This window comes from Paenibacillus sp. VTT E-133280 (genome assembly GCF_002264385.1).
Classification (GTDB): domain Bacteria; phylum Bacillota; class Bacilli; order Paenibacillales; family Paenibacillaceae; genus Paenibacillus_AQ; species Paenibacillus_AQ nitricinens.
Genome location: NZ_NFUX01000043.1, coordinates 1 through 20,405 on the forward strand (window position 1 = coordinate 1; position 20,405 = coordinate 20,405).

The window sequence follows — 20,405 nt, forward strand, 5'->3', positions numbered from 1 at the left end:
ATATTTCTCGCTTAAACGCTTACCGTCCTTCCAAGGACGCCGAAGGCGTATATGCTTGATAGGAACGCTGGGCAGTCACCGACCTTTTAAAGCCGGCATATAGTGTTGGTATACAGAGGAGGTGCATCTCCATGGTAGCCCAGTTGATATGGATTGCGGCTGTTTATGTATCCGCTGCAGTGATTATTCATATGCTGCATAATCGGCAGAAGGTGCGGCAGACACCGCAGTCCGTGAAATGGATTCATTATATTTTGATTACTCGCAATCATGCATCTGTTGTGGAATGGTACATTCGGACGCTGACATTTCAAGCATTTTTAACCGGAAAACGATTTCGAGTAACGTTCATGGATGATGGCTCGAGCGATGGAACCCTTGGAATTGTTTCCAGGCTGGCTGATAGTGGCTGCTCTATCGATCTTGCAACATCTACGTACACTTTTCAGATGAGTGAAGAAGAGCTTCAGCAACAAGGGATTGTGGTAGACTTGCGGTTGTCAGGGCAATCTGTTTCGTTGCCCTTTATGGGGATGGCAGGAAGTAGGGGATGCGAATCAAAGCGCGACAGATTTTAAGTGAATATGTGAGTAACGGGTGAAGCACACTCTCCAAGAAATGGGGGAGTGTGCTTTTTGCGTTTGAGGCAGGGAAAGTGGAGTGGGCAAAAGCGACTAATGGTGAGAGTTAAGAGTTAAGGAGGCGGTTTTTATGCGAGTGGGTGTGTATGTCTTGGAATGTAGAGGGATCTGGAGTGTTTGGATTTCTTTAGATCTTACAGTAGATGTATGGTGGTGGTCTGGGGCTGGATCAGAGAGTCAAGGTAGGGGCTTAATAACGGAGGACAAGCTGGTTTTATTATCTCCTGCGCTGCCACTGGGATGGGCGGTGAAGCTGCGCGATTATTTTAAACCAAGAGATGGAATGAGGAACTGGGGAGCTAAGGAATGGGGTGAATACGTAAGCACTGTTCTTGAGCCTGAGTTGAGGGAGGAAAGGGAAGCGGGAGGAATGGGAAAGGAAGGGTGGCCTAATGATGGGGTATCGCTATGGCGGGTTTCTGAACTAAGAAAGATTTTTATTGAACAGGATAAGAAGAACAATGAAGGAGGAAATTATTGCGGAGGAAATGATCTCGATTATGCTTTACTTGAATCGGAAGCAGAACAACTATCGTGGGCGGTGGCCGGCCGCTCTTTACTGCAGCCGGAAATAGAAGCGCTGCTGGCAGAAGGATTGCCGAAGCTGATGGGTCGTTGGCGCCAGGCGGCACAACTGGCGCATTTGCAGGGGCGGCTTACGTTTGCCGCCGCCGTTGGTAGTCACGCCCCGGCTACGCTTGGGGCGTGGGCCCGCCAGCTCCCTGCGGGTGCTGGCGCTCTGGCCCGTGCGGCGGCTAGGCTGCCGCACGTATTGTGGCGCGGCGCTGTCGCCCGCCGCGCGGTTTCGCGCTGCCTGCGCTGCGGCAGCGCCCCCACCGGCCGCACGGCATGCGCCGCGTGCGGCCTTATGGGCTGCGCCTACTGCGAGGCCTGCCTCGCACTTGGGCGCAGCCGGGCTTGTGCGCTGCTGCTGCGCAGTGCAGCGCTTTCGGCCGTGCGGTGCACGGCCGCCCTTGACCCCACCGCGGCCGCAGGCCGGTGGGGGCTTAGCCCAGCGCAGGCGGGAGCCGCTGGCGCTGCGCTGGGTTTTCTGGCGGAGCGGCGTGAGCGCTCCGCCAATTCGTGCCCAGAGCGGTTCCTGCTCTGGGCGGTGACGGGAGCCGGGAAGACAGAAATGATCTTCCCGCTCCTAGAGGCCGTGCTCGCCGCCGGTGGGCGGGCGCTCGTAGCGACGCCGCGCCGCGACGTCGTACTCGAGCTCGCGCCGCGGCTCGCTAAGGCTTTCCCGGCGGAGACTATCGCCGTGCTTTTCGGCGGCAGCACAGAACGCTGGGTGAATGGTCGCTTGACGCTCGCGACCACCCATCAGCTGCTGCGCTTCCATCGAGCCTTTGATCTCGTTATCATAGACGAGCTGGACGCATTTCCTTATCACAATGATCCTATGCTGGCTTATGCCGCTGAAGAAGCCTGTAAGGTAGACGGCTCTTTTATCTACTTATCAGCCACACCACCACAAGAAATGCAGCGGTTGGTACGCTCAGGTAGACTTCCACATGCCAGAGTACCTGTTCGCTTCCATGGTCATCCCTTGCCTGTACCGCAGCATTTGACTATGACATCCGTTCATACATGCCTAAAGCGTGGAAATTTACCTAGATCTCTCGTACATACGCTTCGTAAGTCACTCGAGCGCAAGGCGCAAATCTTTTGTTTTGTTTCTCGTATCGCTCATATTGACGGGTTGCTGGCTCTGCTTCGCCGGAGCTTTCCCGGCGTAGTTATCGAGGGGACTTCCTCCAAAGATTCATCCCGGGCAGAAAAAGTAATTGCTTTTCGTAACCGCGCTGTTTCCTTGTTAGTAACGACTACTATCCTGGAACGTGGAGTTACAGTACCACGCAGCGATGTATTTATTTTAGATGCAGACAGTGATCTTTTTGACGAAGCCTCATTGGTTCAGATGGCGGGACGTGCCGGGCGATCTAAAGATGATCCTGCTGGGCGTGTTGTATTCGCCTCTCCACAGTGGACCCGATCTCAGCGCGGAGCGATCTCTCAGATCCGTACTATGAACAAAATCGCTCGTAGCAAAGGATTTATTAGTAAGGAGACGCCGACATGAGTGCTATGTTCTCATGGTTAACCAAAGCTCAGTCACTCTTCTCCCCCTCGGCATCTCCATGTTTAACCTGCGGCAAGCGCATCTCTGGATCCTCACCATTTCCTGGAGTTTGCAGGATTTGCGCAGAATCTATTCCATGGATACGTTCCCCGCGTTGCTTGAAATGTGGTCGGCATGTGGGCTGTCCTGACTGTACCCGCAGCACCGAACCATCACCGATTATTTGTAACAGGAGTGCAGTTGCTTACAATAGTGTTATGCGAGAATGGCTAGGTCAGTATAAATATAGCGGAAATGAACGATATGCCCTTTTACTTGGCCTTATGCTGGATAGAGCCTATCTAACCCTAAAAAAAGAGAAGCAGAGCACTCTTTTATCCCGTGAACCATCCATCATCCATCGCTCTTGGTCTGCTGATTTGTTAGTGCCAGTGCCTGTCAGTGATTCCCGGCTTATGGAGCGGGGGTTTAATCAAGCAGAAAGATTGGCGGATGTGCTGTCTAGACGTAGAAAGGTTCAACAGCTTCCACTGCTAATCCGTACACATCATACGGGAAAGCAAAGCTTTAAGAGCCGGGCGGAACGACTAGCGGATATGAAGCACGCTTTTGCGGAGAATCCGGCAGTAACAACACAGTTTGCGGATTTGATGAAACGGGAGGTACCTCTAAATCGTCCTGTTCGGATTGTTATTGTTGATGATATTTATACAACGGGCAGTACCATTCGTGCATGCGCTGAGATCATTCAACAAATAGGTTCAGATTATGGTTATACGATAGAGGTATATAGCCTAACTTGGGCACGTTCCTGAGGAGAGCGAAATGCATGATTGTGAACAGCCCATTCACTTTTTGAAGAGATCCATGCCCGTAATAGCGTTTCTTCCGTCCCATAGACGAATTCTTTGCAATCATGTAATCTAGGAGCATAAGGATATTATGCATTGTACAGAATGTACGGAGAGGAGCGGCTGCTTGTTATGAATCTAGACAATTGTCCAAGGTGCGGCCGGTTGTTTGTTAAGAATCTTATGGGGTTGTGCCAGCCCTGCATCAAAGAGCTGGAGCATGAATATGAGATCTGCGTCGATTATTTGCGGGAGAACAAAGGAACCAACATTCAAGAGCTGTCCGATGCTACGGGGATTTCGATTAAGGAGATCACTCGCTTTATTCGAGAGGGCCGGATATCTATAGCAAATGCTCCTAATATGATGTATCCCTGCGAGGTGTGTGGAACACTGATTCGCGATGGGCATATGTGTGATAGCTGCCGTACTCGGCTTAGAAAGGATCTCACCAATGCCGCCAAGGAAAATGCTGCTGAGGATACTACCAAAAAGACAACAGACGGCGCATATCGTGCCATAGACAAGTTGCGTGACCTATAAAATCTGCAAAAAAACGTTTGCAGCTATAAAGTATGTTTCAGTCTACGCCGATAAACTTAGTAAAGATTATCGGCTTTTTTATATTAGGAGGAAGGTGAAGTTATGAAAATTAACGAGACCGGACGAATTAACGCGATGAATCCGTATCAACGCAGCGCGGATGCGCAAAGGCAGGAACAAATGAAGAAAAGTTCACGCAAGGATGAGGTTTCGATTTCTGATGAAGCAATTCAGCTCTTGCAAGCACAGAATTCTGGTAATGATGCTGAACGTGCACTTAAGATCGACAGTTTGAAGCAACAGGTCTCCGCAGGTACCTATCAAGTAGATGCAGCTAAGCTAGCAGAGAAACTCGCCCCTTACTTTAAGCAATCCTCCGAGAATTAGGTGAAACCATCCATGGCATTGACGACATTAATAGAACTATTGGAGCGGCTGGACGAAGTGCATAACCAAATGCTGGAGCTGGCCGCTGAGAAAAAACAGACGATTATGGACAACAAGGTGGATGCCTTAATCGACATCCTGAACCGTGAGTCCAAGTTAATGAAGCTGATTGGACAGCTCGAGGAACAGCGAATCGCGGCAGCATATACCGTTCTGCAAGGCGTAGGTATTCGTTCCAACCTGAACCTGAACCTAACTGAGCTGTCCAGACTTATATTTGACCCTGAAGATAAGGCACGACTGCTGCATATTCAGCAGAAGCTTTCTGGCACTTTGCACCGCTTGAAAGAAGCAAATGAGCTTAATCAGAAGCTGATAGAGCAGTCGCTTACTTTTATAGATTATTCTTTGGATCTGCTGGTCGGAAGACCGAATCAGGATATCACGTATCATCGTCCGTCTGACAAAGGCAATGGCGTAAATCGGTCGGGGATATTTGATGCACGAGGCTAGAATTGTACTGATGAAGTGTTCTGTCAGAGCAGAACATAAGGAGGAGTAAGCAGCATGACATCCACATTTCATTCAATAGAGACGGCGAGACGCAGCCTTTTTACTCAGACCGCAGCTCTTAATACGACTGGACACAACATCGCAAATGCGAATACCGAGGGTTATACTCGTCAACGTGTAAATATGAAGGCTGCTTTGCCTATTGAAGCGTACGGATTTAATAAATCTACCGTTCCTGGTCAAATGGGCACAGGGGTGGAATTCTCATCTATCGATCGGATTCGGGAAATGTTTCTGGATGATCAGTACCGTGGTGAGAATTCTGCATTTGGTAACTGGAAACTTCAAGCAGATACCCTCTCTAAACTAGAAGCGATTGTTAACGAACCATCGGATACAGGTATTCGTACAGTTCTAGATAACTTCTGGAAATCATGGTCTGACCTTAGTAAGAATCCTGAGGACCCTACTGCTCGTAAGATTGTAGTGCAAACTGCACAATCTTTGACCGATGCCATGAACTATATGAGCACGCAATTAGATAATCTTGATCGGGATCTAACTACTAATATTGACGTTAAAGCCAAAGAAGCTCAGGGTTACCTGACCGCTATCGCAGATCTGAATAAATCGATCTATAAGATTGAAGGTATGGGCGATCAAGCGAATGATTTACGCGATCAACGCGATCTGATGGCGGACAAGCTATCTAAGATTGCTAATATTACCGTTGTAGAGACGGAAGCTGGTTATAACGTTTCACTGGGTGGACAGCCACTGGTAGAGGGTGGAGAAGTTACTGCAACCGTAGATAGTGCATTCCTTAATAATGCTTATGCCGCTGGAACGTTGAAGGGCGGCGAGGCTTACGGAATGATTTTCTCCAAAAATACTTATGTTACCGACTACAAGAAACAACTCAACGATATGGCTAGTACGATTGCTACGGGTGACGTTGAAATTACAATACCGGCAGGTTCCAATCTTCCTGAGGGTACCATATTGATAAATGATGCCAAGATTAAGCAAGCAGATGGCACTGTAGTTACTCTGGCCGCTGGTCAAGCAATGCCTAAGGGAGCAACGATGTATGAGGACGCTAAAACCATTGTCAAAGGTTTGAACGGACTTCACAAGTTAGGTTATGCGATGGATGGAAGCTCCGGTCGTGATTTCTTTGTAACCTCTGGTGACGCTGGAACGATCAAGTTAAATCCGGAAATTGCTGCAGATGTTAGCTTATTCGCAACCTCGCTCCGTACAACTGTTGATGCTGATGGTAAAACGCAGGTCGTTAAAGGAAATAACACCTTGGCTCTTTTATTGACGAACCTCAAGGATAGCAAATTCACTACGCCAGACGGTAAAGTTAGCAATACTGTGGGCGGGCTTCTAGGCTCTATGGTTGGCCAATTGGGTATTCAATCGCAGGAGGCAGCGCGTCAAACTGATAACTCAGATTATCTGGTAGAGCAGGTTAACTCCCGTCGTCAATCAGTCAGTGGCGTTTCACTGGATGAAGAAATGTCGAATATGCTCGTATTCCAGCATGCTTATAGTGCCGCTGCGCGTTTTATGACTACTTTTGATGAACTGCTCGACAAATTGATTAATTCCACCGGCACAGTCGGCAGATAAAAGGAGATATAGCGTATGTTGAGAGTAACCTCTAACATGATGAATTCACAGCTTCTGCTTAACCTAAACCGTAATGCACGTACGATGAACGAGACACAGCTACAGCTTTCGAGCGGACGAAAAATTAACAAGCCCTCCGATGATCCGGTAGGGATTACGTATTCCCTGCGATATCGTGCGGAGCTTTCATCTAACGAGCAATATACCAAGAATGTAGATAGCGCACTCTCATGGCTGGATTATAATGATACAGTTCTAGGTCAAGCTGGGGACGTTGTACAGAAGATTCGTGAATTGACAGTAAAGGCTTCGACAGGAACTAACCCGCAGTCAGCACTTGATAGTATCAATTCAGAGGTTATGCAGCTGAAGGAACAGCTTGTGGATATTGCTAACAGTACGTTGAACGGTAAATATATTTTTAATGGTGAGCAATACAACACGAAACCTTATGATTTTGCTAAAGGTGCAGATGGTACATATGATGTATCTAAGCCAATTACAACAGATACCGGGCAGATTCAGTTTATTGTAGGCGAAGATGTGCGTATGCCTATCAGTACGACTGGTAATGACGTATTCGGTAAGACTGGGGATGCGGATAATCTGTTTGCAATTATTAATAATCTTTCAGTTGGGTTAAAGGCTGGTGATCTTAAGGCTGTATCTGGTCAACTTGATATAATCGATACGCGCATGGAGACTATTTTATCGGCACGTTCAGAAATAGGGGCAAAGACTAACCGCGTTGAATTGATGCAGGATCGGCTTAGTGATCTGAATATTAACCTGACGGATCTGCAGGCAAAGACAGAGGATGCCGATTACGAAGGATTGATTATGAATTCGAAGATCCAAGAAAATATCTATAATGCTTCCTTGTCTGTGGGTGCAAAGATTATATCAACAACCCTCGTAGACTTTATCAGATAAACGGAGGTGGTTTTCGTTGCTTCAGCCGATCTTGCAAATTCGTCAGACACCTGCTGTGATTGGGATTGATGCTGACCCGGGCACATACTCGATAACCCAGCCTAAGGCTGAGGTCAATGTAACAACCACTCCGGGGCAATTAACGGTTCAATCGACTCGGCCTGAGCTTACCGTAGATCAATCTCGAGCATGGGAGGCCTATAACGGTGGAAAGATGCTCGATATGAATAGAAGGATTTATTCTGGAATTCAGCAGTTGTATCTTCAGGGCATTGCCAGAAAGGTCGAGCAAGGGAATCGAATGGCTCAGTTTTTTAGACCGGGTAATACAATTGCAGAAGTGTATGGCACTGATACCGAGCCGAATTCGTTTCCAGAGATTCGTGGTCCAGCGTCCTACGATAATGTGGATATTCATATTGAAACGAGAGCCCCACGAATCGATTTTCGAGCTGCGAAAGTGGATATTCAGGTGGAGCGACGTAATCCGGAAATTGAATATACTCGTGGAAAGTTAAACATATATATGCAGCAATACGCTTTGATTCAGTTTATTCCCCCAGAATTGAATGTTCAATTGTAGCTTCTTAAGCTATAGATGTGCCAGAAAGCGCCTCTATAGCTTTTGTGCTATATATAATGTAATAGGATTTCTTAAGAAGCTAGTTTTGCACAGCAAAACTTTTGAGGAGTGGACAACTTGATTATAGAAACACTATCTTGGGGTGAACTGGAAGTAGATGCAGAGCAGATATATCATTTTCCAAAAGGATTACCCGGTTTCGATGAAGAAACAGACTTTGCATTGATTGCGATGGCGGAGATGCCCTTTTGGTATTTACAGTCAGTGAAAAATAAGGAATTATCTTTTCTGTTGGGTGATCCATTTGTTTTTCATCCAACTTATGAATTTGAATTGCCGGATGATGAGGCCGAAGAGTTAGAGATTAAATCTGATGTGTTCGTCCGTTGTATCATTACATTGAAAAATAATGTTGAGAAGTCTACAATTAATCTTCTAGCCCCCATTGTATTGAATCCTGTAGGGCGTTTTGGCAAACAAATCGTATTGCATAAAGCGCCTTATCATACGAAGCATAGCCTTCTGCAAGAGCAGTCGGTTATCGATGGAAAGGATGGTGGATGATATGCTCGTACTTTCCCGCAAAAAAGGGGAATCCATCGTCATCCAAGATCAGATAGAGCTGACGATCTTAAGTGTGGATGGTGACACCGTAAAGGTCGGTATTTCTGCACCGAAGCATGTCGATATATTTCGTAAAGAGGTATACCTTTCGATTCAAGAGGCCAACCGTGAGTCCGTTGCTCCACAGCAGACTGATCTGAATGCATTAATCCATCGACTTCGTGATATAAATAAGAATGATTAATTGGTATGTTGTATACACAGAATCCAAAACCTGGGACTGCTTAATCGCAGACTCAGGCTTTTTTATTTTATTTTGGAGAATTTGTCTTAAAAATTTCAAAAAAACTTCGAATTGCTCTAAACAGTTGGCTGTATGAAGTCGATATATGTAGTAGACGCTGACCCGGCAGGGCGGCCGACCTTAATGGATCGGCGTTTACCACATGGATGTGGAACTAACTTAATTTCAGGGAGGAAATATCAAATGATTATCAACCACAATATCGCGGCGTTGAACACTCACCGCCAACTGTCTGCTAACACTGCCAACACTAACAAAAATATTGAGAAATTGTCTTCCGGTCTTCGTATCAACCGTGCAGGTGACGATGCCGCTGGTCTGGCAATCTCCGAAAAAATGCGTGGTCAAATCCGCGGTTTGGATCAAGCTTCCCGTAACTCACAAGACGGTATCTCTTTGATTCAAACAGCTGAAGGTGCATTGAATGAAACTCACAGCATCCTGCAACGTATGCGTGAACTTTCCGTTCAATCCGCGAATGACACCAACACTGCTGGTGACCGTAGCGAGCTGCAAAAAGAAATGAGTCAATTGAATGAGGAAATCGATCGTATTCAATCAACTACCCAGTTCAATACGAAGAACTTGTTGGATGGCTCAATGGGGAATGCAGTTAATACTGCTGGAGCAAATGTTAACAAGAATGCTGCTTTAACAGCCGGAGCTGCAACAGTAGATACCGCAGGGGCAGTAGTACCACCACCGGCTGTAACTACTGGTACTGCATTTACTGCTCTTGCAGATAAAAACGGAAACAGTTTGGGAATCACAGCCACAGACAAAATTACTGTTTCTTATGTAAAAGACGGTACGACTATTAGTAATACCTTCGATGCTGGTACATTTACTCTTGCTGCCTTGGGAACTACTGATGGCACTACCGATGATACTAATGTTGATGCGTTAACTGTAAGTTCGGGCGCAGCGGTTCTTACAGCAACTACTGCAGGTACTGCTGGTGCTATCAATGGTCTTACAATAACTGTAAAAGATGCTAGTGGTAACGTTCGTACAGCTGCTACTAATGCATTGTCGTCCTTCTCTGAGACTACTGCTGCAACAAATAAGAGAACTGATGGAACAGCTAATTTCCAAATTGGTGCAAATACAGGCCAATCTATGAATCTTTCCATTGAAGACATGGGATCTTCCGCACTCGGTGTTAAAGGGCTGCAAGTCTCAACGCAATCTCAAGCAACAGTGGCTATTAAAGTGATTGATCAAGCGACTCAAAAAGTTTCCAGTGAACGTTCTAAACTGGGAGCTGTGCAAAACCGCCTTGAGCACACTATCAATAACTTGGGAACAGCTTCTGAGAATTTGACTGCTGCCGAATCCCGGATTCGTGATGTAGATATGGCGAAAGAAATGATGTCACAAACCAAAAATAACATCTTGGCTCAAGCAGCTCAAGCTATGTTGGCTCAAGCAAATCAACAACCGCAAGGCGTACTGCAATTGCTAAGATAAGATTCTATATGAATCTTTCGGCATTGATAAAGAAAAGTTATTACGACATAAAAAGCTCTGGCCCCACTTTGTGGGGCTATCTTTATTTATACATGTATTAGATAATTACTTCTTTGATTAGGGAGACTGAGAGATGAAATTAATAGATCGCAATATAGATGTTTTATCGCAAAATTCAGACCACTGGATCAGAACACACTCTAAAAATGAGTTTCCTCTTAAGTTAATAAGAAAAGACGAAGAGGGAAATGATATCATATATAATAATAGTCAAACGTTAGTATTGAGAAATGTTTTTGATAAGTCTAGTCAACCCAATTACTTGAAAAGAGAATTGATTTTTGTTTTAGGTGTTATATCTGCGGAGGAAATTAGGGAGCTTGTTCGAACCATGAGCAAAGAGTCTTTTCTGATCATTATTGAACCCAACAATGACTTCTTTACTTACGCATTAAGTGAAAAGGACTTATCCATTTTTGAAAGTCCTAATGTGATCCTCTTCGCTGATGATTTGAATAATTTATCGCTTTTTCTTGATAAAATATTCTCAACGAATCTTTTATATTATTTGAAATGTATTAAATTTTACTTTACGTATTTCTATAGACAGTACAATGTAGACAAATGTATCGAAGTTGTTAAGTTGATTAAAGAAACAGTAAAGTATAAAACGATGATGTATGGAAACTCTATCGAAGATAGTTTAACGGGTTTCAGACACAATATGAAAAACATTGAATATTTAGCGAGATCAAAAGATGTTTCTCAATTAAAAAATAGTTTTAAGAATGTACCGGCAATAGTAGTAGCAGCGGGCCCATCACTCAACAAAAATATTGAGCAATTAAAGGATATTAAAAATAATGCAGTTATAATTGCTGTAGATACTATTGCTCAACGACTTTGTGATGAAGGTATAATTCCTGATTTTATTTGTTCAATTGAACGGGATAGGGAAACCTATACTTATTTCTATGAAAATAAGACATACCCTGCGGAGACAACGTTAGTTGCACCGCTTGTGCTATATCCAAAGATTTTTGAGGAATTTCAAGGAGATATCATTATTCCGACAAGACAAAATGTAGGCGAATTCATATGGCTACAAGAAATTTTTGGGATTTCAGGTGATAATTCAATTAGTATTGGACAGTCCTGTGCACATGTCGCTTTTGGATTTGCAGAACACATTGGGGCTTCTCCTATAGTATTAATAGGTCAGGATTTAGCTTTTGGGAGTGAAGCAGAACAAACCCATGCGGCAGGTACTATATATGATAATGAAGAACTCGCTAATAAGTTCCCAATCGTACAAGAAGGGATTCTTGTAGAAGGATATTATGGAATAGATGTCCAGACCACTAATACATGGAATAATTTTCGAAAATGGTTCGAAGTAGAAATATATAAGGGGGATCTGGATGTTATAAATGCGACTGAAGGGGGAGCTAAAATCTCTTATACCCACCAATTAAGTTTAAAGGAAGTCTCTGAAAAGTATTGTTCGAAAGAGATAAAACCCATAAAAGAAGTTTTGGAGAATATAGCAGAGTATCCTCTTAATGAAATACAAATGAAGGTAGTATTACAAGAGCAAAAAGATTTATTTTCTAAGATGAAATTAGAGTTTGAACATCAATTGAGAGTTATTAGAAGTTTGAAAATAGCACATAAAGATTCTGAAAAAGATTTAGTTAAAACATTAAATAAGTTAAGTAATACAGACCCTTTTTATGAGTATGTTATAGGCAATTTGCTGTTGCGTCATAATTTACAGCCGATATTGATAAGTTCCTTTTGGGATCTTTACAGTTTAGAACAAGTACTTTCATTTACAAATTTAAATAGAAACAAAGAGATACAAGTTGAATTTCTTACTGCAAGTGTTTATGTAATAGGAGAAATTGTGAGGATATTGGAGGATAATTTAAACAACAAAAAATAGGGAATATTGAGGTGTGGAAATATGGGGGAGAATAAAAAAATACTAGTCACTGGTGCAGATGGTTTTATAGGATCACATCTCACGGAGAAGTTAATTGAAGACGGATATGAAGTTAAAGCCTTTGTATATTATAATTCTTTTAATTCATGGGGTTGGCTCGATCAGTCCCCATATAAGAATGATTTTGAAGTATTCGCCGGAGATATAAGAGATCCACATGGAGTTATGGATGCGATGAAGGGCTGCGACAAGGTTTTGCATTTGGCCTCCTTAATCGCTATTCCTTATTCGTATCATTCTCCTGACACTTATGTGGACACAAATATTAAAGGTACTTTGAATGTTCTACAAGCTGCCCGTCAGCTAGGTGTAGCAAAGGTCGTGCATACCTCTACGAGTGAGGTTTATGGTACAGCACAATATGTACCCATAGATGAAAATCATCCATTACAGGGACAGTCACCTTATTCAGCATCGAAAATTGGTGCCGACCAAATGGCCCTCTCTTTCTATCGTTCTTTTGAAACGCCAGTGGCGGTTATACGACCATTTAATACTTATGGTCCACGTCAATCCGCACGTGCAGTTATTCCTACCATTATTACACAGCTTGCATCAGGACAAAAGAAAATTAAGCTGGGATCATTAGCACCAACGAGAGACTTTAACTATGTTCAGGATACTGTAAATGGGTTTATTACGTTGATGAATAATGAGAAAGCTATCGGTGAAGTTATTAATATAGGAAGCAATTACGAAATTTCTATAGGGCAAACCGTTGAAGCGATTGCAGAAGTAATGGGCGTAAAGGTTGATATAGAAATGGATGATATCCGTTTGCGTCCTGAAAAAAGTGAAGTGGAACGGCTCTGGGCGGATAATTCAAAAGCAAAAAGTCTTCTAGGATGGGAACCCTCCTATGGAGGAAATGATGGTTTTAAACGCGGACTAAAAGAAACGATCGATTGGTTTATAAATCCGGCTAACCTATATAGCTATAAGGCAGATGTATATAATATATGAGTAATCAATGGCAGCATATCGCTAATAGTATAAAGTCCATATATGGAAATAAGGATTTCGTTCCTCTACATGAGCCTAGTTTTGGAGATAAAGAACTTCAATATGTAACCGACTGTATACAGACTGGTTGGGTTTCTTCTGTAGGTAAATATGTAGACGATTTCGAGAAACGACTTGCGGATTTCACAGGTGTTAAAAGAGCTGTTGCCATCGTCAATGGTACTGCTGCATTGCATATAGCACTGAAAATTGCTGGTGTTCAAGCGAATGACGAGGTGTTTATTCCATCATTGACATTTATAGCGACTGCTAATGCGGTTTCATATTTACAGGCTGTTCCGCATTTTGTTGATGTATCTAAGCAAACCTTAGGACTTGATCCTTATAAGCTCGAAGAACATATTCAAGCAATTGGCATCATTGATAATGGACAGTTGAAGAACAAGCGAACAGGTAGAATTATTCGTGCAGTTGTTCCTATGCATACCTTTGGGCATTCTGTTGATCTTGATCCGTTAATTGAAATCTGTGAACGTTACCATCTTGTTCTTGTTGAAGATGCGGCTGAGTCGCTCGGTTCATATTACAAAGGTAAGCATACAGGTGGTTTCGGACTCGTAGGAGCCCTCAGCTTCAATGGTAACAAGATTATAACTACAGGTGGCGGTGGGGCAATTCTAACTAATAATGAAAAGCTTGCTGACTACGCCAAGCATTTAACTACAACTGCGAAAAATCCTCACCGATGGGAATTTACTCATGATGAAGTCGGGTATAACTATCGGATGCCAAATATAAATGCTGCGCTTGGTTGTGCTCAACTAGAGAAGATAGTAGGATTTCAGAAATCAAAAAGACTATTAACAAAGCGTTATGAGAAATTGTTCGAAGGTGTAGAAGATGTCGAGCTGTTTACAGAGCCTTCTTTTGGGACAAGCAATTATTGGCTGCAAACTCTTCTAATTAATAAGGAACGCTACGACCGTGATTTTGTGTTAGAGATGCTGAATAGTGAAGGTGTCATGGCCCGCCCGATCTGGAAGCCGCTTGATGAGTTACAGCCTTATTTACATTGTCCAAAGGCGGATCTTACAATTACGAGAGAATTGAAGAATCGTGTAATTAATATTCCTTCAACTCCGCTGGGAGGAGAGTCTAATGAAAAAACGTAAGATTTGTATTGTTACAGGTACACGCGCAGAATACGGTCTTTTATTTCGTATTATGAAAGAAATTCAAGCAGATGATCAACTAGATTTGCAAGTAATAGCTACAGGCATGCATTTATCACCTGAATTTGGACTGACTTATAAACAAATTGAAGAAGATGGGTTTATTATTGATGAAAAAATTGAGATGCTACTATCTTCGGATACCCCTGTTGCTATTGCGAAATCGATGGGAATCGCCACATTAGGATTTGCGGAAGCATTCCGCCGGTTGAAACCTGATATACTGGTTCTTCTCGGTGACAGGTTTGAAATATTCAGTGCTGCACAAACGGCATTAGTCATGCGTATTCCTGTTGCTCATATTTCGGGTGGTGAACTGACGGAGGGAGCAATAGATGAATCCATTCGTCATTCTCTAACAAAGATGAGCCATATCCACTTCACAGCAAATGAAGAGTATACAAGACGTGTTATCCAGCTTGGGGAGCAGCCAAATAGAGTATTTAATGTAGGGGATCTTGGTGTTGAGAATATTCGGAAAATGTCTTTTTTATCAAAACAGGAGTTGCAAGAGTTCTTAGGCTGTAATCTTGAAAAACTCTTCTTAGTGACATTTCATTCCACAACACTTGAAGTTGAAACGGCTGAAGAACAAATGAAAAATTTGCTTTCTGCTTTTGATTTTTTTACGGATTATAATATTGTCTTCACAAAATCAAATGCAGATACGGATGGCAGAAGAATTAATGAATTGATTGATGAGTATACAGCTGCAAATCCTGAGCGGGTTAAATCCTTTTTTTCATTAGGTCAATTAAGATATCTAAGTACAATGAAGTACTGCAGTATAGTGATTGGAAATTCATCTAGTGGAATTATTGAAGCACCAGCCTTGGTTAAACCAACAATTAATATCGGTGATCGACAAAAGGGGCGCTTAAAAGCAGGTTCTATTATCGATTGTGCTCCTAGGACTATGGAGATAGTAAATTCAATCCAGAAAGCTCTTTCAGATGAGTTTCAACAATTATTAACGCAAATTGATTTGGAATATGATGGAGCGATGGCTTCTGAACTAATCAAAAACCATTTAAGTCTTACAAATCTGAATAGTATCATTAAGAAATCTTTCTATGACATAAGTTAGTTTCATATAAAATGATGTGCATTTATTTATTATTTCGTGGAGGTGGGCAAGTGAATAAAACATATATAATCGCTGAAGCCGGTGTTAATCATAATGGTGACATAGATTTAGCGAAGGAGCTAGTAGATATTGCGGTTAATGCCAAGGCAGATGCGGTTAAATTTCAAACCTTTAAAACGGAAAACGTAATCAGCATTCGTGCTCCCAAAGCAGAGTATCAAGTTAAAACAACAGGCAGTGAAGAATCACAATTCGAAATGGTGAAAAAGTTGGAGCTTTCATTTAAAGAGTTCAAAGAATTAAAAGCATATTGTGATAAGCTTTCCATTGAATTTTTATCCACCCCATTTGATTTTGAAAGTGCTGATTTTTTGATTGACGAACTGGATTTGCAAATAATTAAGATCCCTTCCGGTGAGATTACCAATGCTCCCTTAATAAATCACATTGCTCGGAAAAGTTCGAAAATTATTTTATCAACTGGTATGTCAACACTAAGTGAAGTAGAAGCTGCGCTTGCAGTTATTGCTTTTGGTTTTTTACGACGGGATGAACCTCCTACTACTGAAGCATTTAAGGCGGCGTTTATTTCTCAGGAAGGGCAGCGGTTATTAAAAGAGAGAGTTACATTGCTGCACTGTACTACTGAATACCCTGCACCTGTGCAAGATGTGAATTTATTGGCTATGAATACAATGCATAATGCTTTTGGATTGCAGGTTGGTTACTCTGATCATACAGAAGGAATTGCAGTGCCCATTGCTGCTGTTGCATTAGGTGCGACTATAATTGAGAAACATATTACGTATGATAAACAAGCAGAAGGACCAGATCATAAGGCTTCTCTTTCTCCGGAAGAATTGAATCATATGGTTAAAGGAATTAGACAAGTAGAATTAGCTAAAGGTTCAGGTATAAAGATCCCTTCGGAATCGGAGTTGAAGAATCTTAATATTGCTCGGAAGAGCATCGTTGCTCGGAAAGAAATAAGAGAAGGGGAAGCGTTCACTATAGAGAATTTATCGATTAAGAGACCTGGAAAAGGAATATCACCTTTTCAATATTGGGATATTCTGATGAAAACTGCCACAAGAGACTTCGATAAAGACGAAGGAATTAGCCTGCTATGATTGTATCGGCAGAAGAAGCAGTAAATATATTTTATAGCTTGCCGGCAGAAATGAGATCTTATTATTTTCATCCTCAATACGTAATTAATGATGCTTATAGTAAAGAGTTACAGCCAGTTTTCTTTGTTCATAAAAACGCAGAGTGTATTTTCTATCACGCTTTTCATCTTGGTAAAGTACCTGATACCTCTTACTTCGATATCCAATCACCTTATGGATACGGTGGGCCATTAATTTTAGGGGACGTTGGATTTATAGAAGAGTGTATCCAGAAGTACAAGAAATGGTGTCTGGATAATTCAGTAATGATCGAATTTATTCGATTCCACCCATTACTGAAAAATGAAATTAATTATTACGGACAAGTTTTCGAGAACAGGCAGACGGTGTATATTGATTTAACTTATGATGATTTGTTTACTCAGTTTAGTACTCGGGTCCGTAGGGCTATAAGAAAAGCTCAAGCTAACAATGTGAAGGTTGTTTTCTCGAAATCAGAAAAGTATGTTCAGTCTTTCTTTGCAATATATAATGACTTGATGAGAGAGAAAAATGCGAGGGATGAATATCTTTTTAATGAAGATTATTTCATACATTTATTACAAAGCGATAATACTTATTTAGTTTGTGCTGAGAACGAAGATAGAGAGGTGATTGGTGCTGTGATATTTTTTGCCTCCGGTCATATATCGGAATATCACCTCTCTGCTTCTAATGCGGAAGGGAAACTTAAGAAGGTCACAAACTTATTGATTTATGAATTTGGTGAATTTATAAAGGTGAAAAAAGTACGGTCTTTGTATTTAGGTGGTGGAACTGATGGTACAAATGAAAATTCACTTCTTTATTTCAAAAGGGGCTTTTCAAAAAAAGAAATACCTTTTAATATCGGTAAATTCACACATGATCCTGTAACTTATGACAATTTAAAAGCTTCGTTTGTAGAAAGAAATCCAAAAAAAGATCAATTAATTATATTCTATCGTTAAGGAATGAGGTTTGAATAATGGCTTGGGATCAAACATGGGAACATGTATTTAAAACACAAGAGTGGGGAAAGTACCCTTCAGAAGATCTAATCCGATTTGTTGCGCGTAATTTCTATGGAGCTCCTAATAGAAAAGAAATTAAAATTCTAGAAGTTGGCTGTGGTACTGGGGCGAATTTATGGTATGTAGCCAGAGAAGGTTTTTCAGTATATGGGATTGATGGTTCCAAGACGGCAGTGGAGAAAGCAAACGCCAGATTGAATAGTGAAATTCCTGGTTGGTCTGGAGAGTTATTAATCGGTGATATCATCTCATTGCCCTATAATGATGCTTCCTTTGATGCAGTAATTGATAATGAAGCTATCGCTACGAATTCTTATGATAATGCAGTAGAGATGTATAATGAAATATATCGAGTTTTAAAACCAAATGGAAAGGTTTATAGCAGATCGTTCTCAGAAGGGAGTTGGGGAGAAGGAAATGGCGAACAAGTCGGTCATAATGCGTGGATCCCTAACGAAGGCCCTCTAAATAATAAAGGGTTGAGCCGTTTTGCATCTAAAATGGATATGGAAGAACTCTTGAATAAATTTCACATTGTTGAGCTAGAAAGACTTGAAAGAACGTATAACAATTTGAATGAAAAAGTGATTGAGTGGATTGTAACGGGTGAGAAAATTTGATTGCTTAGATCTAAGGATAAATCATTTCATCCGAAAGGGGCGTAGCAGATGGATAACTGGCAGGAAATATTAATTGCGCCTGAGCTGACTGTTATTGAGACGATGAAAATTATTGATCAATCTTCTTTACAATTTGCAGTTGTTGTAGATAAAGATCGTAGATTGCTTGGAACGGTGACAGATGGCGATATTCGTCGAGGAATATTAAGAGGTGTCCCGCTGGACTCATCGATTGAGTTAGTAATGAATAGTTCACCAATATACGAAAAACAAGGAAAAAGGACATCTTTTTACAAAGAGATAATGAGAACTAGACAGTTACGACAATTACCTATTCTAAATAACAATCACCAGGTTCAGCGTATACTTTTTGCCGATGATATTACAGAAGTATTGCAAAAAGAAAATGTTGTCGTTTTAATGGTAGGTGGTCTTGGAACCCGTTTGCGCCCATATACAGATGACATTCCAAAGCCAATGCTTAAAGTTGGAGACAAGCCAATCTTAGAAATAATAATTGAAGGTTTTAAAAATTATGGGTTTACTCACTTTATTTTATCAGTTAATTATAAAAAAGAAATAATACAAGCTTATTTCCAAAATGGTCAGCACTTAGGTGTCAAAATAGATTACATTGAAGAGAATAAGAGACTAGGCACTGCGGGTGCTTTATCGCTTTTATCTGAAAAACCAGATGTCCCGTTTTTTGTTATGAACGGAGATTTACTGACTAAAATAAATTATGAGCAGTTATTAGAGTTTCATTGTGATACCAAATCAGCTGCAACAATATGTGTGAGAGAGTATGAATATCAGATTCCATATGGGGTTATTGAAACGGATAATCATCGTCTTCTTTCTATTGTCGAGAAACCGGTTCATAAAAGCTTTGTCAATGCGGGGATTTATGTGCTGGACCCTCATGTGCTTCGGTATGTGCCTCAGTACCAATTCTATGATATGCCCGACTTATTCAAGAAATTGATGGATATGAAAAGTGGGGTCTCAGCTTTCCCATTAAGAGAGTATTGGCTTGACATTGGGAGAGTAGATGATTATGAGAAAGCAAACGATGATTTTAGGGGAGTATTTGTATGATCGGTAATAAAAAAATCCTTGCGATCATCCCTGCACGCGGGGGATCTAAAGGTGTACCTCACAAGAATATAAAAAAAATAGCAGGAAAACCACTTATATCTTGGACAATAGAGGAAGCAAAAAAATCCAGATATATTGACAGACTCATATTATCTTCTGAAGACAATAAGATTATTGAAATTGCTAGATCACAGGGGTGTGATGTCCCCTTTATTCGTCCTAAACATTTATCGGAGGATGCAACTCCTGGGATCGATCCAGTTCTGCATGCTATAAATCAGTTGCCCGATTTTGATTACGTAATTTTGTTACAACCGACTTCTCCCTTAAGACTAGTGGAAGATATTGATGGATGTATTGAAAACATAGTGAATATGGGAGCACCTGCCTGTGTTAGTGTTGCAGAGACTAATGAATCGCCATACTGGATGTATACATTGAAAGAAAATAAAATGTTGAAGCAATTGATTGCCCAAGAAAAGGAAATAGAACGTCGCCAAGAACTACCTGATGTTTATTTTACAAATGGGGCTATATATGTAGCAGATGTAAATTGGCTCTTGAAAAATGGTACTTTTTTAGGAGAAGAGACAGTTGCATATGTGATGCCGAGGAATCGTTCTTATGATATTGATACGGAAGATGATTTCTATATTTGCGAGTACTTATTAGTTAAAAAGTTGAATGATAAAAATGGACAATGAA

At 41.6% G+C, this 20,405-nt stretch carries 21 protein-coding genes; all 21 read left to right on the top strand.

Going from position 1 to position 20,405, the window contains the following annotated elements; all coding sequences use genetic code 11:
• The first annotated feature begins 131 nt into the window (after positions 1–131).
• The 21 genes from CA600_RS18365 to CA600_RS18465 all read left to right on the top strand — a co-directional run bounded on the left by CA600_RS18365 (position 132) and on the right by CA600_RS18465 (position 20,404).
• Complete coding sequence (locus CA600_RS18365; protein ID WP_094871889.1) at positions 132–578, top strand: glycosyltransferase family A protein; 447 nt, start codon at positions 132–134, stop codon at positions 576–578.
• A gap of 133 nt (positions 579–711) precedes the next feature.
• Positions 712–2,727, top strand: a complete 2,016-nt coding sequence (locus CA600_RS18370; RefSeq protein WP_094871890.1) for a DEAD/DEAH box helicase — start codon at positions 712–714, stop codon at positions 2,725–2,727.
• Positions 2,724–3,542, top strand: coding sequence for a ComF family protein (locus tag CA600_RS18375; RefSeq protein ID WP_256989901.1), 819 nt, complete (start codon positions 2,724–2,726; stop codon positions 3,540–3,542). The genes CA600_RS18370 and CA600_RS18375 overlap by 4 nt, the downstream gene beginning before the upstream one ends.
• 168 nt (positions 3,543–3,710) lie before the next feature.
• Positions 3,711–4,121 (top strand): TIGR03826 family flagellar region protein, encoded by a 411-nt coding sequence (locus CA600_RS18380; RefSeq protein ID WP_094871892.1) that lies wholly within the window; start codon positions 3,711–3,713, stop codon positions 4,119–4,121.
• Between the two features lie 102 nt (positions 4,122–4,223).
• Positions 4,224–4,508 carry a flagellar biosynthesis anti-sigma factor FlgM gene (flgM, locus tag CA600_RS18385; RefSeq protein ID WP_042192418.1) on the top strand — a complete coding sequence of 95 codons (285 nt, stop codon included), beginning with the start codon at positions 4,224–4,226 and terminating at the stop codon, positions 4,506–4,508.
• Positions 4,509–4,520: 12 nt separating this feature from the next.
• The gene (locus CA600_RS18390; RefSeq protein ID WP_042192416.1) at positions 4,521–5,021 is read left to right on the top strand and encodes a flagellar protein FlgN; all 501 of its coding nucleotides are present in this window, start codon (positions 4,521–4,523) and stop codon (positions 5,019–5,021) included.
• 54 nt (positions 5,022–5,075) lie between these two features.
• Positions 5,076–6,659 carry a flagellar hook-associated protein FlgK gene (gene flgK / locus CA600_RS18395; RefSeq protein WP_094871893.1) on the top strand — a complete coding sequence of 528 codons (1,584 nt, stop codon included), beginning with the start codon at positions 5,076–5,078 and terminating at the stop codon, positions 6,657–6,659.
• A 15-nt stretch (positions 6,660–6,674) separates the two neighbouring features.
• On the top strand, positions 6,675–7,592 hold the full coding sequence (flgL, locus tag CA600_RS18400) for a flagellar hook-associated protein FlgL (RefSeq protein ID WP_179281657.1): 918 nt from the start codon (positions 6,675–6,677) through the stop codon (positions 7,590–7,592).
• A 16-nt stretch (positions 7,593–7,608) separates the two neighbouring features.
• A complete protein-coding gene (locus CA600_RS18405) occupies positions 7,609–8,175 on the top strand; it encodes a DUF6470 family protein (RefSeq protein WP_094871895.1) in 567 nt (188 codons plus the stop codon).
• Between the two features lie 108 nt (positions 8,176–8,283).
• Complete coding sequence (gene fliW / locus CA600_RS18410) at positions 8,284–8,739, top strand: flagellar assembly protein FliW (protein ID WP_256989902.1); 456 nt, start codon at positions 8,284–8,286, stop codon at positions 8,737–8,739.
• A 1-nt stretch (position 8,740) separates the two neighbouring features.
• Positions 8,741–8,983: a carbon storage regulator CsrA gene (csrA, locus tag CA600_RS18415; RefSeq protein WP_094871898.1), complete on the top strand. Its 243-nt coding sequence runs from the start codon at positions 8,741–8,743 to the stop codon at positions 8,981–8,983.
• 243 nt (positions 8,984–9,226) lie between these two features.
• A complete protein-coding gene (locus tag CA600_RS18420; protein ID WP_094871900.1) occupies positions 9,227–10,513 on the top strand; it encodes a flagellin N-terminal helical domain-containing protein in 1,287 nt (428 codons plus the stop codon).
• 133 nt (positions 10,514–10,646) lie between these two features.
• Positions 10,647–12,458 (top strand): motility associated factor glycosyltransferase family protein, encoded by a 1,812-nt coding sequence (locus CA600_RS18425; protein WP_094871902.1) that lies wholly within the window; start codon positions 10,647–10,649, stop codon positions 12,456–12,458.
• Between the two features lie 21 nt (positions 12,459–12,479).
• A complete protein-coding gene (locus CA600_RS18430) occupies positions 12,480–13,481 on the top strand; it encodes an NAD-dependent 4,6-dehydratase LegB (protein ID WP_094871904.1) in 1,002 nt (333 codons plus the stop codon).
• Positions 13,478–14,653 (top strand): LegC family aminotransferase, encoded by a 1,176-nt coding sequence (locus CA600_RS18435; protein ID WP_094871905.1) that lies wholly within the window; start codon positions 13,478–13,480, stop codon positions 14,651–14,653. Before CA600_RS18430 ends, CA600_RS18435 begins: the two co-directional genes overlap by 4 nt.
• A complete protein-coding gene (neuC, locus tag CA600_RS18440) occupies positions 14,640–15,800 on the top strand; it encodes a UDP-N-acetylglucosamine 2-epimerase (RefSeq protein WP_094871907.1) in 1,161 nt (386 codons plus the stop codon). Before CA600_RS18435 ends, neuC begins: the two co-directional genes overlap by 14 nt.
• A gap of 50 nt (positions 15,801–15,850) precedes the next feature.
• Positions 15,851–16,930 (top strand): N-acetylneuraminate synthase, encoded by a 1,080-nt coding sequence (gene neuB, locus CA600_RS18445; RefSeq protein WP_143812163.1) that lies wholly within the window; start codon positions 15,851–15,853, stop codon positions 16,928–16,930.
• Positions 16,927–17,919: a GNAT family N-acetyltransferase gene (locus CA600_RS18450; RefSeq protein ID WP_094871908.1), complete on the top strand. Its 993-nt coding sequence runs from the start codon at positions 16,927–16,929 to the stop codon at positions 17,917–17,919. Before neuB ends, CA600_RS18450 begins: the two co-directional genes overlap by 4 nt.
• A gap of 17 nt (positions 17,920–17,936) precedes the next feature.
• Positions 17,937–18,602, top strand: coding sequence for a class I SAM-dependent methyltransferase (locus tag CA600_RS18455; RefSeq protein WP_094871910.1), 666 nt, complete (start codon positions 17,937–17,939; stop codon positions 18,600–18,602).
• Between the two features lie 48 nt (positions 18,603–18,650).
• A complete protein-coding gene (locus tag CA600_RS18460) occupies positions 18,651–19,700 on the top strand; it encodes a nucleotidyltransferase family protein (RefSeq protein WP_094871911.1) in 1,050 nt (349 codons plus the stop codon).
• Entirely contained in the window at positions 19,697–20,404 is a 708-nt protein-coding gene (locus tag CA600_RS18465) for an acylneuraminate cytidylyltransferase family protein (RefSeq protein WP_094871912.1), read from the top strand. Before CA600_RS18460 ends, CA600_RS18465 begins: the two co-directional genes overlap by 4 nt.
• The last annotated feature ends 1 nt before the right edge of the window (position 20,405 follow it).

Coding starts and splice junctions, on each gene's coding strand:
- CA600_RS18365 (WP_094871889.1), top strand. CDS start 132: ATGGTAGCCCAGTTGATATGGATTGCGGCTGTTTATGTATCCGCTGCA.
- CA600_RS18370 (WP_094871890.1), top strand. CDS start 712: ATGCGAGTGGGTGTGTATGTCTTGGAATGTAGAGGGATCTGGAGTGTT.
- CA600_RS18375 (WP_256989901.1), top strand. CDS start 2,724: ATGAGTGCTATGTTCTCATGGTTAACCAAAGCTCAGTCACTCTTCTCC.
- CA600_RS18380 (WP_094871892.1), top strand. CDS start 3,711: ATGAATCTAGACAATTGTCCAAGGTGCGGCCGGTTGTTTGTTAAGAAT.
- flgM (WP_042192418.1), top strand. CDS start 4,224: ATGAAAATTAACGAGACCGGACGAATTAACGCGATGAATCCGTATCAA.
- CA600_RS18390 (WP_042192416.1), top strand. CDS start 4,521: ATGGCATTGACGACATTAATAGAACTATTGGAGCGGCTGGACGAAGTG.
- flgK (WP_094871893.1), top strand. CDS start 5,076: ATGACATCCACATTTCATTCAATAGAGACGGCGAGACGCAGCCTTTTT.
- flgL (WP_179281657.1), top strand. CDS start 6,675: ATGTTGAGAGTAACCTCTAACATGATGAATTCACAGCTTCTGCTTAAC.
- csrA (WP_094871898.1), top strand. CDS start 8,741: ATGCTCGTACTTTCCCGCAAAAAAGGGGAATCCATCGTCATCCAAGAT.
- CA600_RS18420 (WP_094871900.1), top strand. CDS start 9,227: ATGATTATCAACCACAATATCGCGGCGTTGAACACTCACCGCCAACTG.
- CA600_RS18425 (WP_094871902.1), top strand. CDS start 10,647: ATGAAATTAATAGATCGCAATATAGATGTTTTATCGCAAAATTCAGAC.
- CA600_RS18430 (WP_094871904.1), top strand. CDS start 12,480: ATGGGGGAGAATAAAAAAATACTAGTCACTGGTGCAGATGGTTTTATA.
- CA600_RS18435 (WP_094871905.1), top strand. CDS start 13,478: ATGAGTAATCAATGGCAGCATATCGCTAATAGTATAAAGTCCATATAT.
- neuC (WP_094871907.1), top strand. CDS start 14,640: ATGAAAAAACGTAAGATTTGTATTGTTACAGGTACACGCGCAGAATAC.
- CA600_RS18450 (WP_094871908.1), top strand. CDS start 16,927: ATGATTGTATCGGCAGAAGAAGCAGTAAATATATTTTATAGCTTGCCG.
- CA600_RS18455 (WP_094871910.1), top strand. CDS start 17,937: ATGGCTTGGGATCAAACATGGGAACATGTATTTAAAACACAAGAGTGG.
- CA600_RS18460 (WP_094871911.1), top strand. CDS start 18,651: ATGGATAACTGGCAGGAAATATTAATTGCGCCTGAGCTGACTGTTATT.
- CA600_RS18465 (WP_094871912.1), top strand. CDS start 19,697: ATGATCGGTAATAAAAAAATCCTTGCGATCATCCCTGCACGCGGGGGA.